The following is a 14,606-nucleotide window of genomic DNA, read 5'->3' as shown; positions in this document are numbered from 1 at the left end:
ATCGCCAGGAGGCGGAAAGTTAACCGAAGTAATCCGGGCCGGTTTTATCCTTGCTGCCGGATTTTTTAGAGGATTTAGCAGGCTTGCGAATATCAACCACCAGGTTGTACGTGTAGCTGAACCCGGCGGCCGTCAGGGAAAAGGCGAGAGATTCAACCACCCAGGCGCGATCTTCACGCTCGCCAAAGCCGGACGTGGACACGCCGGATTCTGCCGTGAGGGGAACATGTTTCGGTCGGCACGGGCCGGTAACCGTCATCTTCTGCTCATTGCGGCGGGCCTGCGTCTTTCTGGATTTGGCCTGCTGGTCGGCGGTGGCCTTTGCCGGCTGGGTATACGGATTCGCCATCGAGGGGCCGTCATGGTCAACAGTGGTAGTTTTGGTCTTCCCGTCCGCTTCATCGTAATAGCGCACACCGATTTTTCCCGATGACTTACCGCTGCTGCCGGTGGCTTTCCCCGTCGAACTCCCCCGCTCGCCCTCACTGTATGACCAGTTTGAGACTTCCTCCGGGGTGATAACCAGCTCCCCGGTCTGCTCACCTGAGGCGTTAGCCGTTGCGCCCTGCCGGAGAAAAAGCCAGTAACCGCCGGAAGGTTTGCTGACCGCATTCCAGGTCCTGGCAAGCCGGGTCAGCAGGTTCGCATCCGATTCTGCCACCTGGTCAACATGGTCAATATGGATATCGGCGAGCTCCGCGGCTACTTTTGACTTCAGCCCGTTTTCCGTGGCGATGGTCCTGACCAGATCCGCCAGACGAATGTTATCCCAGCTGCGTGTTTTCTGGCTGAGCACATCACCGGGCTGTTTTTGCGCGTTCATGGGCGCGGCGGTGGCATAAATCTCGATACGCCGCGGCGGACCGCTGCTGCCGACGCCGGACACCACAAACCAGCCCTTATCCACCAGTTGGTCATTAAACCCCAGCGCCACGCGCAGTCGTGCCCCTTTTGTCGGCAAAGGGAGCGTTTCCGACAGCAGCGTGATTTTCAGCTCATCCGCCTTTGTCGTGGCACCGCCATAATCGGTCAGCGTCAGCTCTGCCAGACTTTGCTGCAGCGCGCGGGTGATATCTTTCCCCTCGGCGCTGACGCTGAAAGCGGGAGCATATTCCGGTTTAACTATCTGTTCAGTCATATTAATCCCACAGGCTGAAAGCAGAATCCTGAACCGGCGGAGCCAGATCCGGCAGGGTAATAAAGAGACCTGACGGGTAAACCGCACCGATATCAGCCAGCCCCGGATTCGCTTCAAGTACCTGCGTCACGATAAAAGACAGGTTTTCCGTGCCGTAATGCGTTGCGCAGACTGCATCAAGCACATCACCGTCACGGGTTTGATATGTCATCGGCATAATGTTTCAGCGTCATCGTCCAGTTTTTATTTCGGTGGCCACCACCGGGCAGGAAACGGTTTGTCGTGTCGGAGAAGTCGATCACCACCCACCAGCCCAGCACATCCCCTTCACCGCTGACCAGCTGCTGTGGCTTGTTCTGGTCGGCGAGATCGTAGAGATCGTTAACGGCATCCACCCCCTTACGAAAGAAGGCATGCGATTCTCCCTCAAGCCGGACGGTTCGCCCAGGCTTGCCGGTGTACTGCAGCAGGTCCTGTTTGCCGATGCGCTCCAGCTCGCTCCATCGCCAGCTGGCCTCACGGGTCAGCTGGTTATACGCCGTGGTATCGATGGAAAAGGCGAAATCGCCCAGCATCATCATCACCCGGGCGGCCTGGGCACCACGCGCCGCGCTGGCACCGGCCTGCCCGAAGTCTTCAAAGACAGGAATAATTTCACTCACCAGATTTGCCCTCCGTCCAGCATGCTGTTATTACCATTAAAAGCAGGGCTGCTTTTCGTCATACCCTCGACCTCATCAGCAATCGCCCGCTCGTCCTGCCCGGGTGCACCATGAATTTCAAACCGGTATTCAAAGCGGCGATTGTCTGTCAGCTGTCGGGGTGCGGCGGGAGCATCTGTTGAATCCAGCTTCTGCAGCAACATATCCCAGCGACCTTCAGCCTCTGTGCTGGTAGCCTGCTGGAGTGAATCCTGCTCCGTAATGTCCGGTACCACCTGCGGCGATGTTTCTGGCGGTAACGGCGACAGCAGGGTCCGGGGATAATGATCCCATGCCGTAGGGCCGGTACCGGACGTGACAGACTGCGGCTGTGCCGGCTTCATTAACCCGTCCGTCCCGAACAGTGCGCCACTGTTCTCCGGGGTGAGATATTTATCAAGGGTGGTGTTAAATGTCTCCTCGTCATCACGGAAAAAGCCCCGCGTATCCCGGTAGGATTTTTTCACATCGTCCGGCAGATCCGGTTTTTCTTTAAGCTGCTGTTCGAACCACTCTCCCTGGCCGTTGCGCTGCGCGGTCATGCGGGCGATATCGACCGAGCCGGTCATGGCCAGCGATTTGAGCACGTCCCGCTGATCGCTTCGCTCATCCGGCAGCAGCCAGGACAGTTTTTTCGCCAGCGCGTACGCCACTTTTCCGACGAAAAAGATCCCCTGCCCGAACGTCAGCACGCCGGGGTAGAGGTCATTACGCAGAAAACTGACGATGCGCTTGATCCCCCCGCCTTTAAACCACTCCGCCATATCGTCCGTCAGACGGCGCACATCCGGCGCCAGTTCGTTACCGAGCTGACCGGAGATTTCCGCCACAGCAGAAGAGAAGACGGTCTGCAGGTTGGTAATAGCGCGGTTGCCCTCCATTGCACCTTCAGCCCCCTCTTTCGTGACGAGGTTATACCGGCGCTGCTCGTCCATCAGGTCGCGGTAACTCTTCCCGGACTGCTTCAGCAGCATCAGGAGCTTGCTGGCCTCGCCGCCAAACAGCGAATCCAGCGCAAATGAAGCTTTCGACTCATCCTGCAGGCTGAGCGCGCGCTCAACGATTTTTTCAAACTGTGCCATATCGCTGAGCCCGGCCAAATCCCCCGCCTTAAACCCGAGCGTCTCAAACGCGTCCTGCAGCGAGCCCTGCTTACCGTTCTGCTTGTATTCCCCTGCCTTGTGCAGATACTCCTCAAACAGATCGCCGATATTCTCGCCGTTCATGTCGTACTGTTTTGCGAGGGTGTCCCAGGCATCAAACGTCGGGATGTCCACGCCATAACTTTTCGCCACGCCCGCACGTCGGGCCGTCTCCGCATTGGTAGCCGCCGGTGCTATCAGGGTGCCCAGCGCGGAAGCCACCACCCCACCGCCGCCGATCGCCAGCCCCGGTGCCACCATGCCGCCCAGCTGTCCGGCGATACCCAGACCGCGGCGAAACAGGCCTTTACCGGCCCCTTTAAATGACGCCAGCCGCTGCGCCTTCTGCATCTGCTGGTTCAGCTTCTGCTGTTCGGACTCCGTTTTACGGATTTCACGGGACACATAGCTGTAACGCCGTTTCAGATCGCCAAGGCTCTGCCCGGCAAGCTTTGCTTTTTTAATCTCCGCCGCCAGCTTCGCCTGGTCTTTGGTCAGTTTTTCTGACTGCTTCCCGACGTCCTTCAGGCTCTTTTGCAGGCCGTTCGCTGAACGATTCCATGAGCTGTCGATATTGCCGCCAAACGTAATGACGGCCTTAAGATTTTGGCTTAGTCCGGCCACGATTTACCGCCTCCACTTCGTCGGTGAGAAAATCAGAAAACACGCTGAACGGCATATCCAGGTATTCCGTCATGGGAAAATGCAGGCGCCGCCCGAGAAAGCGTATCGCCCGGATCAGGCTTCTTTCGGTCGCTCCCCGGGCGGGAGCATAAAAACATTAAATGTGTCCAGCAGCTGCGCATAATCTGCCGCTGTCAGCTGCCAGATATCCTGCTCACTGAGATTGCACAGCAGCGCAATCATGCGCGCCTCTTTTTCTTCTTCGCTGCCCCGATCCTTGGAAAAAGCAATGCGATCGCGCACCAGCGGCTCGCGCAGCGTCACCTGTTCGAGCAGGCCACCGTTCTCAAAGGAAACAGGGGAATACAGTTTGATAACGCGGGTTTCACCAGGAAAACTCATAACACTCTCCGTAAAGTAAAAACGGCCCGAAGGCCGTTACAGGATAAAGACAGGCTCAGAGACGGACTTTCGCCGCCAGGCCGGACAACACATCCACGCCATTTACCCGGCGCGAGAAGCGCTCCGTATCAATTTCAAAGAGCTCGCGGCCGTCTTTGGTCTGGCGGTAATAGCTCACGGCGATGTCCACTGTGACGGCATTTTCGGACAGGCTGTCTTTGCCCCGCGCATCCGGCGTGACGGTCTGTACAAAGCCCTCGATCTCCTCGATGGTGCCCAGCGCGGTGCCGTTCGCCAGATAGCCCTGATAGGCCGTAAAACGCGGGCGACTGCCACTGACAAAACCAAAGGCAGTCAGCATGTCCGTGTCCACCCCGTAAAACTTCAGCTGGCAGGTCAGCGCCTCCATGCCGTCATCCACGGGAGAGGGGGCGTCCTGTGCGCCGGTGCGCAAATCGGTTTTGACAATGGACAATGCCGGCGGCGTAAATTCATGTGCGCCCTGAATACGGATCCCCTGCCGGAAGAAGGTCCAGACGCGTAACGTGTTTTTTTCGCTCATGCTGCCAGCATCTCCTCAAGCGCATAGTTGTTATTCACCCGGACGCGCAGGCTGATAAGTTCAGTCGGCGATTTCGGACCAAAGTCATAGTTGATGTACAAAACACCAGCCGCCATGCTCTCAGCGGTATTAAGCTCCTCATCCAGCCAGGCACGACCGCCGAAAATGGCACCGAGGCCGATCAGCTGACGCATATAGGCGTTGATGGTGCCGATGATGTCGTCGGCGTTTTCCCGGTCGAGTGGGCGGTCAACGTATTCCAGCATCGTCTCCTGAATGCTGTCCTCGATGACGTCTGCAGTGCGGCGAACCGATTCAAAGCGCCACTGGGGATTGGTTCCGCACAGGCGGTTACCCCAGTGCTTAAACCCGGCACGGCGTATAATAGTGGACACGTTCTGCATGTTGAGCAGGTTCGCATCGCAGTTTTCATCGCCGAGAATGAACTCGTCGACCTGCTCCACGCCGAGGATATTGTTGATGTCCTGGTTGGATTTGCTCCACCACCAGCCCTTCTCAAAGTCGATACGGGCGCGCAGTCCCGCCGCAAACGCTGAATACGGACGGTAGACCAGCTGGCCGTCGGCATTGCTGACCTGAACGCGCGGGCGCAGCAGCTCAGTACGCATGCCGTAGGACTGACGACGCTGAACCACTTCCTGTAGGGTGGCGCCGGATTCACAGTCTACATACGCCACTGCGCGTAGTTTGCCAGCAACGGTTTCCAGTGCCTTGCCCACGGCGTCATCCTCACTGAACCCCGGCGCAATGACGATTCGGGGCTGGTACGTCGTCACCGATTTTGCAGATGACAGCGAGCCGATCCCGGTAAGCACCGCTGCACGCTGTTTCGCTTCGTCGGTTTCTTCCGACACACGAACCACCACCGTCAGGGCATTTCGCTGATCGTTGATTTCGGTCAGCGCCGGTTTCAGCGAGCCCTTCTCCCCCAGGCGGGAGAGCATCGTGGTACCGACAATTGCCACCGGCGTATTCAGCGGGAACGGCTCATCCTCGCCACCGGAGAGCTGCAGGCTGAACGGCGTGACAATACCGCTGCCGGTACCCTTCGCGGTCACTTTCACATCCGCCACCGCGTTCACGGCCGTGACCACCTCTGCTGGCGTTGCCGTCAGCTTGCCGGATTCATCACAGCCCAGCGTGATGGTCAACGTTAAAGCCGTTGCGTCCCACACAGCCGTCGTCTCCACCGCGGCGGGATTTTCTGCATCAGGCACCCCGGCTACCGCCTCAGCCAGCAGGACATTGCCCGCCCTGCCGGCCTTCGTCGCGGTAAATTCGACAACGTTATCCAGAATAGGCGTCCCGACGGTACCCGCTGCCGGCGTTCCGGCTGAGACATCCGGCGCGGTACCCACCAGACCGATAATAGCCGTCTGGATCGTCGTGACCGCGACCGTACCGGATGTCAGTTCGATCGTTTCCACACCATGTAAATTTGCCATTCATTTTCTCCAGGCATAAAAAAACCTGCCGCGGCAGGTCACATTTTTTGATTGGGGGGATTCGTGGTACCGCCGCCGTCACCATTTTCTTCATGGTCATGGCCATTGTAAGTTTCGCGGATCGCGCTCATTTTCCCGGTACCGTCCGAAATCTCCTGAGTTGCACCAATATTTCCGGCCACGTTCGCGTCGGCATTGAATTGCGACACGCCCTGCACGGTGAGGGTTTCAGTAATTTCCACCGGACCGTCCAGCGTACCTTTCCCGATGATTTTGTAGGTGCCGCCCTCCGCCAGGGTAATGGTCAGGGCATGCGCGGCACGGTCATAGCGGATCTCGGTACCGTCGCCGTATCGGGTGATATGCTCGCTGTCGCTGCCCTCCGGTACCGGCAGCGCGCCGGTATTCCAGCCGGGAAACACCCGGCCATTATTCAGCTCGCCCGCCTCCGACAGTACCGTGACCGCATCCCCGACCGCATACGGATTGGAGTCAGCCCGGTTAACACCCGAAAAGCCCTGGCAGAGCGGTAGCCAGGTGGTGGTGATGTCGCCCAGGTCCACCCGGCATTTCGGTATGCCGTCATGCTTTACGGAATGAATAACCCCGCGCCTGACAATATTTGCCAGACGGCGCTGTAAATCGCCCTCGATATCACTCATCGGGTTTTGCCTCGTAAATCAGCTGATAGTCATCCACATGTGTCCGACCGATATCCGGTGCCTTGCCCAGCCAGGCCGCTTTCAGCGGGGCATTCAGCTGTGCAAACGGATCCGCACCAAAGGCGGCTGACTGTGTGAAGGAGATTCGCCAGACCAGGTAATCATCCATGCGCGGATCAAACTCATCGCGTGCTGCATCGATAAAGATGGCTGGCTCCAGATGGGTCAGGCCGAACTGCTGGCCGTCAATCCACTGCGTGATATCTGCGGCCGCCGTGCGCAGGAAAATTTCCGGGCGACTGACACCTGCCCCGGCTGCATCCACCACCACGAACAAATCGCAGGACAGATTAACGTTGAGCTGCCCCTCGTTGCCCCCGCCCTGTTCCCAGCCGTTAATGGAGAAATAGACCGCCGGGGTGGTCAGTCCGGTAAATCGGGGGACATTTTTTTCCGGATAGGCATCGGCGTCGCGCACCCAGTCAATTTTTTTCAGCGCGCCGGTGACAGCATCGTGATACTGCCCCAGCAGCAATGGCTCAGCCATGGTTTACCTCAGACAGATATACGGGCTTTCACACGCCCGCGCAGATCGGTTTCAAAGTGATGCATGAAAATCTCCATCGCCTCCGCAAAGGCGTTATCCTCGATGTAGTTCAGCATCGGCTCATAAATATCCACTTCCGCCTCGCGGGTACGACGGGAATCCGGATCGCGAATAACCACCGTCCGCCGGTTTTCACGGCGGGAGCGCGCCACCTCCCCGTTTTCAAACGTGCGCGGGGAAAGCAGGCTGCCCTTTGGGGTAAAGCCCGCGTTTTCTGCCTGGCGTCGCGCCTTTATATACCGCCCGGTGGATTTATCCCGCCGGGTATGGTGAGGCCTGACCCGCCCGTTAATCCGGCCTTTCAGGTCTTTTACCTTGATGGCATTGAGACCAAACCAGAGACGAAAATTATCCAGTTGTGACTGAGAGGCGCGATCAAGACGAAAGGAAAGCAGACGCCGGCGCACCAGATCCAGGCTGCGTGGCGCCAGCCCGTCTTTCAGGTCTGCCATCGCTTTTTTACGCAAGGTGGCGGCGGTACGTTTCAGGGCGCGAGAGTACGCCGCCCGAAACTGTTTATGGGTGGCACCGATGTGCTCCGCTATCCGCCAGATGGCATTCACATCGATATCGACAGGCAAATCCCGTCGCAGTCTGGACTCACGCGCCATGTCAGCTCCACTTATTGATATCCGGCTGCACCTTACCCGGTGCGCCATACACCAGCGTGACGCGGGTGCGGCCATCTTCATCAGCCCCGACGTGCGTCACACGATAAGCCGTGCCGTTGATCTCAACGCCGTGATGCTTCTCAAGCCCCGCGATATCGGCGGTCATCGCGCTGAATGCCGGAGAGCGATCCTGAATTTGCCCCCCGCCGGGCACATCAACCGGGGCATCAGGCGTCTCGAAAATCACGGTAACAGGACGCAACTCAGCGTCGATAGACAGGACGGCAGGCACCTCTTCGGCAAATGCCCGGGAAATCCGGGCATCCGCTTTTAACAGGCGTTGACGAAAGCGGTTCATCAGTAGCCAAGCCGGACCGGAACAGTTCCGACATCAGCCGCCGAGTCTGCCCAGGCCGTGCCCGCCAGAGGGTTCGGTGCTGCCGCCTCCCCCGCTTCTGCTGTCAGCTTACCGTCAGCCAGATACAGCTTCTGGCCGAGAGTGACCGCTTCCGCTGCCTTTGGCAGAACGAACACGCCCGTGGTGTGCAGCACGCCCCACAGCCCTGCCGGGATGTCATCGTGAGCGACGCCAACCAGCGCCCCTGAAAGCACGGCGTCACCCGAATGAATATCGGTTGCACCGGTATTCTGAAAATCAAGGGTGCTGCCGTCCTGCTGATAATTTTTAGCCATTTTTCTCTCCAGAAAAAAAAGGAGCAGCACGCGCCGCTCCGTAATAAAAAACCGTCAGATGACGGTCGTTATTTTTTGGTGACTTTAACCATGCCGCGCCAGTCAAGCGGTGCCACACCTGCATCGATACGTACCTTGAACGCGGCACCGTCAACGGTGAAGCCCTGTTGCTGCTCCAGATACGGGGTGTCGATGCCGTCGAGATAGGCCACTTCGATAGTGTCGCGTCCCTGTGCAGCGGTCAGGTAGTAATCCGTCGGGCTGCTGTCGTCCAGGCGGGCCTCAGAAGCCACCGTCACAAAGTTCTGGATCGGGTTCACGATACCGCTGTTCGCATCTGCGCCTGGTACGCTTGCAGACTTGATCAGCTGGTTAGCCCGGGACTCGATAGCCACTGGCGTCAGCATGTAGGCCGGGCGAATATTCAGACGGCGATCGCCCGATTTTTGCAGCAGCATCGCCTTACGCGCCGTATCCAGGCCTTCGATACTCAGGTCGGCGGAGACCAGGTTGCCGTGGTCAGCGTGGAACAGCGGCTTACCGTCCGACATTTTCGGGTTGCTGGTCAGCACCGCCCACACCAGATCGCCCACGGTGGCACGCGCAGCAAGCCCCATTGCCTGCGGGATACGAGTCAGCATGTCCAGGTCGTCGTTTATGATGGTCTGGCGGTCAATGCTGAACAGTTCGCCGTAGGTCGCCAGCGCAATTGGCTCCCCGCGATCCTTGATGGTGACATATTTATATTCCGCCCCGGCGCGAACCTTGCGAAGCGATGCGAGTGATTCCAGACCGACGCGGTGCGCGGTTTTGAAATCGGTCAGCGTGCCCTTGCGGGTCCACTGTTCGAACGTCTCTGTGGCCTCATCCCAGCCCATCAGCGCCGCCTTGTGCGCCACATCCATCAGGATATTGCCGAAATCGCTGCTGCTGTGGGTGAACGCCAGCCCGACCATCGACTGTGCCGTACCAGCTCCGGAGATACCAATGCCGCGATCGACCAGGGAAGCGCGCGCAAGTTCGCGCAGGGTGTAACCGTTATAGGCGTTATCCTTCTCGGCCTGCGCATAGCCCGCACGGGACATTACCGCAGCGCGAATGGAATCACCCACCAGATTGCCGTTGCCAGCATAAAGGTGAATGGCACCCGGACCGGCGCTCGGGGTGGTACCCGCTGCCAGCGCCTGCAGAAGTTTGTCGCGGGCCTTTTCGGCGTTGCAGGAGAAATCGGCCAGGCATTCCGCCTTCAGCGTCGCGAAGGTCGGGAACGCCTCAAACACGGCTGAGACGGAATTCACGCGCTCCGCGTTCGCCGTCTGCATCTGCTGCTGCAGCTGCTGGGCCAGCGCGGTGATATCGATGTTTGCCATCTGCTGCACAGGCTGTTGTGGCGCTGGCGGGTTCAGGTTTGCCTGTACCGGCGCGGGCTGCTGTACAGGGGCAGGCTGCTGTGGCTGATTCACCGGAGCTTCGGCGCGCGGCGCAAAAAGGGATTTAATCTGTTCTGGCATGTTCTGGTAATCCTTCAGTTTATTTTCATTCACACAGGCCGCGGCCTGCAGTTCAGGTTCAAGCGTGTCGGCAAAACCTTTTTCCACCGCTTCGGCACCGTTAAGCCAGGTCTCCGCTTTCAGCATCGCTTCCAGCTCCTCCTGCCCCAGTCCGGTTTTGTTCATGTAGGCGCTGAGCATCAGGGCTTCATTCCGGTCAAGCCAGGCGGCATAGTCGCGCATGTCATCAGAGTCACCGGCAATGCCGCCCCACGGTTTGTGGACCATAATCCAGGCGTTCTCCGGCATGTGCACCGTGGCGCCGGGCAGGCAGACAATCATCTAGGCCATGCTGGCCGCCACGCCGTCTACCCAGATATCCACCTTCGCTTTCAGCCGCGACAGGGTGTTGTAGATGGCAAAACCCTGCATGACATCGCCACCCGGGCTGTGGATATGCAAATCCACCGCGCTGGCCTCAAACACCCCCGCCTCTTTACAGTCGGCGACGAACTGCTGGGCAGTGATACCCCAGCCGCCGATCACGTCATAAAGGAAGATTTCGACCCGTCCGGCAGCCAGCGCGCGGATTTCGTACCAGCACTGGCCGTTTGCCGCATCGACACCCGCCAGGCTGGCGCTGGGGTTAATCATCATCGTCCGGCTCACGCCGTTTATCGTCTGGTTTTGCCGTTGCATCTGGCATCGCTCCTTTGTCATTGGCGGCGTCGGAATCAAACACCAGCCCGTGTTTACGGTTAAATTCAGTTTCACGCAGCCGCTGGCGCTTAACCTCCTGAGGATTTTTCCCCCTTGCCCGCGCCCATTCCGCTTCAGTACCGGCACCGCCACGCACAATGGCTTTCCAGGCGTTCGCCTCTTTGCCCGGATCAATCCACGGCATCACCGGCCCGAGATAAAGCGCGTTATAGAGAGAATTCGGATCCACATCCGGCGGGACTTCAACGCCGCTCAGCAACGCCATCGCCAGCCATGCGCGGTAAACGGGCCGGCTGTGCTGGCCGACAAACCACTGTTGCAGGACGTTGTACCCTTCGAAGCTCTCCACCAGCTCCTGTCGCTGGGAGCTGTAGGTGCCGTTATAGTCCCGGGCAATGCTGGAATAGCTGCCGCGTGTACCGGCGGCCACAGCCCGCATCTGTCCGTTTCGGAATTCATAGAGGTGAACGTTCGGGCGGTTTGACTCCACCATGCCCAGGTCTTCGCCGGGTCGGAGTTCGTCGTAAATCATGCCCGGCGCGATATCGTAGTGACGCTGACCACCGGGCGGTGAAAACTCACTTTCATCGCCAAGTGACTGTGCATCGCCGCGCTTGATGTAGAAGCCCAGCGCAGCGGCAATACGGGCGGCCACGCGCTCGCTCTCTTCATAATCCTTGATGTCTGACAGACGGGTAATGACCCCGTGGATCAGGCTGATACCCCGCAGCTGGTGCAGTCGCTTGCGCTGTGCCAGGTGAAGCATGTTGTCAGCAGAGACGGTTTTAAGTTCCGCGCTGAACCGCGTCATGTTCGCAGGATGATATTTGTAAACGCGGTACCCGACGGGACGCCCCCAGTCGTTCACAATGATGCCCTGGCGAACCTGCTGACCTGCAGTGCTGTTGAGGTTGAACGGCACAAAATCCGCCTCCAGCATTTCCAGCGAGAACGGTACCGACGTAGCATGCTGCAGGCCGGGTACGTTTCCCCTGACCAGTTGGGTAAATACTTCGCCGTCACGCAGCGCTGAACGCAACAGCAGGCGCTCGGCTTCCGGACGGGTAAACATGCCGGTCACTTCCGGACGCACGGACCACTCCGCCCAGAGGGCCGAGAGCTGCCCGGCGAAATCGGAATGGAGGTTTCCCTCCAGATCGAGGGGCTGGGGCTCAACATGGATGCCATGAGCACCAATTACCCGGTCTTCCATTTTGTCGAACAGGCCGATCACCAGGTCGTGATTTTCATCGAGCCACCGGGCCTGTTCCCGCAGTGACTGACCTGCAGCAAATACCGAGGTGTCTGCTGACTGGCTTTGTTTTTTGGCCTTGTGCAGCCGTGACGGGTTTGCCGCTTCATACGCATTGAGCCTGAGGCGGTCCCGCGCACGTGCGGCTGCCCACCCGGGGGAAATTGCCCCCAGTGTTCTTTCAAGAATGCCCATAGAACGCCTTACAGAAAGTTAGCGAGTTTGTACGAACCGCCGCGGCAATTAACCGTCCGCCAGCGCCGTTCCCAGTATTCAAGCTCGTCGCGCAGCGCTTTCGGATCGTGGTTGGTGATGGCACGACCGTTAACGCCAGTGAATGAAATGCTCTTGCCGTCCAGCGAGTCCTGGTAGGCCTGACGCACCATCAGCAGCGTTTTCCAGATGTCGGCTTTCGTCACAGCCAGCCTCCCTTACCGGAAGACCCAAGCCAGCTGCCGGAGAGAGCAGTGTCCTTTTCAAGCTCAGCCTTAGCTGGCGTTTGAACGGGTTTTGTTTTTTTCACGGTTATCTCCCGGGGGCGTTCCCCTTCAAAAATATTTGGATTGAGATCCTGTAGCTCCGCCCATGCCGGCGGTTTTTCCCAGTCACGGATTTTTTCGTACCCGCGCAGGACCGCCACAGCGTGGGCATAGCAGAACAGGTCAAAGGCTTCATTGGCGCCCTTACCCGGTTTTCGCCATTTGCCGTCAACACCGCGTTCTTCGTAGGTCAGTTCCTCGTAGAACCACTCTCCCAGCCAGTCAGGAAAATGGATGTAACCGCCACCGGGGGTTTCGCGGTCCAGATTGTTGCTGAGCTGGTCCTTAAGCAGGTCGGTCTGCAGCAGATACACCGGCACCTCGCCACGCGCATCAGCACGACGGTCGCTGCGTTCGGTATTGTTCGGGTGGGTTTTGGTGATAATTTTCTGGCGCTTTGTACTGTCGCCCTTGACCAGGTAAACGCGTTTACCCAGGCCATCGCGCCGGCACTGGCGCCAGAATTTATAGGCGTTGTCCGTTACGCCTTCTTCACCGCCGCTGTCGACGGCCATTGCCAGCACCGGCATACGCCGCACCGGGTCAGACTGCAGCGCATAGGTTTTTTCCAGTACATCGGAGACCAGCAGCTGCCAGTCCTCCGGATAGGCGCCAGGGTGAACAGGCTCCGCCTCGCCATGTTCATTGCAGCGCAGCGACTGACGGATGTTGTAGCGGTCCACCAGCCAGCGCTCACCGTTATCGCCATAGCCAATAATCTGCACGACAAAACGGCGCTTTTTCCCACCCTGAACATCAACGGCCGCCAGCAGAAAACGCACTTTTGGCGGAACCAGACGTTTACCGTAATCCTCCGCCCGCTGCATCAGCGCATCGGCGCGTCGCTGTTCGCTTGCCGAGCGCGGCAGGTACGGCAGCCCCCAGTCGGTGTTGATAACCGCCTTGAGGGTTTCTTCGCTGCCCGTGGCCTCGTACTCCTGCTCAGCGGTCAGCAGCTTATAGACCAGTTGCGCCCAGGTCTGATACGCAGCTGCAGGGCCTTCCATCCAGAAACTGGCGATACGGGAGCGGCGCGGCTCACCGGAAATATTGCCGTCACGGTCAATACTCTGACCTTCACGCAGCCAGACTCCCACCCCGTTAAGCTCGCGCTTTTTATCTGCGGTGATAACGCTGCTGCAGTGCGGGCAAAGCAGATGGGCTGACTCGCTGGCTTTCACCGGATCAGGCTCATCGCGGTAGCCGGTCATCGCCTCCATCGCTGGCTGAAAATATTCACCACAGTGCGGGCACGGCCAGTACCACCGACGGCGATCGCCGCGGTTGTACAGAGAAAGCGCACCTGTCGTCGGTGGCGCTTCATGAGGAGACTTACGGCGCCATTTGCTGTCGCGAATATCACGCCCTGGAGAACACTCCACCAGCGTCATCCCGGCGGACATAAACGTCGTGGTACGCTTGGAAGCCAGCGTAAAGCCATCACCCTCGCCGTTGATGTCCTCAGGGAAGCGGTCATAATCCGTGAGCGCCACACACTTAAAATCAGACGACGACATGATGTTGATGGATGGCCATCCGATCTTGAGGTAGTTCCCCGCCAGAAAAGTACGATCATGGACGTTGTTGTCATTACGTAACGGGCTCAGACGCTTTGCCACCTCAGGACTGACACGGAAGGTTCGCGCCAGTCGCTTTTTTGAGTGCTCGCGGGCTTTCTCTTCGGTCATCTGAACGACGAGCATATCGGACGGATCGCAGACGATGTTGTAAACCACCCAGCCATCCACCAGGCCGATCGTTTTCCCCGTTCGTGCCGGTCCAACAAACACCACCGCATCGTATTCACGCATCGCGAGGCAGTTCATTGGCTCGATCACATAGGGAGCGACAGCAGGGTCCCAAGGTACCGAGTTACCGGCTCCCATAGGTACGCGCATAAATTTTTGAACCGCCTCAGCCACAGGCATACGGCGCGGGGCTTTGAGAATGGCGGAAGCGTTACGCCTGACTTCCGCTGCCGTGGCCTGTCGCATGAT

General features: G+C 58.6%; 15 protein-coding genes and 1 pseudogene. All 16 read right to left on the bottom strand.

The features are described 5' to 3' along the window. Positions 1–19: 19 nt before the first annotated feature. The 16 genes and pseudogenes from IM295_RS18295 to IM295_RS18220 all read right to left on the bottom strand — a co-directional run bounded on the left by IM295_RS18295 (position 20) and on the right by IM295_RS18220 (position 14,603). Positions 20–1,138, bottom strand: a complete 1,119-nt coding sequence (locus IM295_RS18295; RefSeq protein ID WP_192979446.1) for a contractile injection system protein, VgrG/Pvc8 family — start codon at positions 1,136–1,138, stop codon at positions 20–22. Between the two features lies 1 nt (position 1,139). After that, the gene (locus IM295_RS18290; RefSeq protein WP_023311224.1) at positions 1,140–1,355 is read right to left on the bottom strand and encodes a tail protein X; all 216 of its coding nucleotides are present in this window, start codon (positions 1,353–1,355) and stop codon (positions 1,140–1,142) included. After that, positions 1,330–1,791, bottom strand: a complete 462-nt coding sequence (locus tag IM295_RS18285) for a phage tail protein (protein ID WP_370551816.1) — start codon at positions 1,789–1,791, stop codon at positions 1,330–1,332. The genes IM295_RS18290 and IM295_RS18285 overlap by 26 nt, the downstream gene beginning before the upstream one ends. 5 nt (positions 1,792–1,796) lie before the next feature. Then, positions 1,797–3,605: a hypothetical protein gene (locus tag IM295_RS18280; RefSeq protein WP_193067142.1), complete on the bottom strand. Its 1,809-nt coding sequence runs from the start codon at positions 3,603–3,605 to the stop codon at positions 1,797–1,799. Between the two features lie 114 nt (positions 3,606–3,719). After that, the gene (locus tag IM295_RS18275) at positions 3,720–4,007 is read right to left on the bottom strand and encodes a phage tail assembly protein (protein ID WP_126345278.1); all 288 of its coding nucleotides are present in this window, start codon (positions 4,005–4,007) and stop codon (positions 3,720–3,722) included. A gap of 55 nt (positions 4,008–4,062) precedes the next feature. Then, positions 4,063–4,569: a phage major tail tube protein gene (locus IM295_RS18270; protein ID WP_023311220.1), complete on the bottom strand. Its 507-nt coding sequence runs from the start codon at positions 4,567–4,569 to the stop codon at positions 4,063–4,065. Then, positions 4,566–6,035 carry a phage tail sheath C-terminal domain-containing protein gene (locus IM295_RS18265; RefSeq protein ID WP_126345277.1) on the bottom strand — a complete coding sequence of 490 codons (1,470 nt, stop codon included), beginning with the start codon at positions 6,033–6,035 and terminating at the stop codon, positions 4,566–4,568. The genes IM295_RS18270 and IM295_RS18265 overlap by 4 nt, the downstream gene beginning before the upstream one ends. A gap of 38 nt (positions 6,036–6,073) precedes the next feature. After that, on the bottom strand, positions 6,074–6,697 hold the full coding sequence (locus IM295_RS18260) for a phage baseplate assembly protein V (RefSeq protein WP_133550951.1): 624 nt from the start codon (positions 6,695–6,697) through the stop codon (positions 6,074–6,076). Further along, a complete protein-coding gene (locus tag IM295_RS18255) occupies positions 6,690–7,244 on the bottom strand; it encodes a hypothetical protein (RefSeq protein ID WP_166720850.1) in 555 nt (184 codons plus the stop codon). The genes IM295_RS18260 and IM295_RS18255 overlap by 8 nt, the downstream gene beginning before the upstream one ends. Before the next feature lie 8 nt (positions 7,245–7,252). Continuing rightward, positions 7,253–7,915: a hypothetical protein gene (locus IM295_RS18250; protein ID WP_126345274.1), complete on the bottom strand. Its 663-nt coding sequence runs from the start codon at positions 7,913–7,915 to the stop codon at positions 7,253–7,255. A gap of 1 nt (position 7,916) precedes the next feature. Then, entirely contained in the window at positions 7,917–8,273 is a 357-nt protein-coding gene (locus IM295_RS18245; protein WP_126345273.1) for a hypothetical protein, read from the bottom strand. Continuing rightward, complete coding sequence (locus IM295_RS18240) at positions 8,273–8,608, bottom strand: DUF2190 family protein (protein ID WP_133550954.1); 336 nt, start codon at positions 8,606–8,608, stop codon at positions 8,273–8,275. The genes IM295_RS18245 and IM295_RS18240 overlap by 1 nt, the downstream gene beginning before the upstream one ends. Before the next feature lie 68 nt (positions 8,609–8,676). Beyond that, positions 8,677–10,755: pseudogene (locus IM295_RS18235) on the bottom strand (ClpP-like prohead protease/major capsid protein fusion protein). Further along, entirely contained in the window at positions 10,745–12,265 is a 1,521-nt protein-coding gene (locus IM295_RS18230) for a phage portal protein (RefSeq protein WP_126345271.1), read from the bottom strand. Before IM295_RS18230 ends, IM295_RS18235 begins: the two are co-directional and overlap by 11 nt. 8 nt (positions 12,266–12,273) lie before the next feature. Further along, entirely contained in the window at positions 12,274–12,489 is a 216-nt protein-coding gene (locus IM295_RS18225; protein ID WP_166720847.1) for a hypothetical protein, read from the bottom strand. After that, positions 12,486–14,603, bottom strand: a complete 2,118-nt coding sequence (locus IM295_RS18220) for a phage terminase large subunit family protein (protein ID WP_193067141.1) — start codon at positions 14,601–14,603, stop codon at positions 12,486–12,488. Before IM295_RS18220 ends, IM295_RS18225 begins: the two co-directional genes overlap by 4 nt. Positions 14,604–14,606 lie beyond the last annotated feature (3 nt).

Origin of the sequence: Enterobacter cloacae complex sp. P14RS (assembly GCF_014895895.1) — a bacterium.
GTDB classification, from domain to species: Bacteria; Pseudomonadota; Gammaproteobacteria; order Enterobacterales; family Enterobacteriaceae; genus Enterobacter; species Enterobacter bugandensis.
The sequence above is the reverse complement of the archived record's forward strand: the minus strand, read 5'-3'. Positions and strand labels throughout refer to the sequence as shown.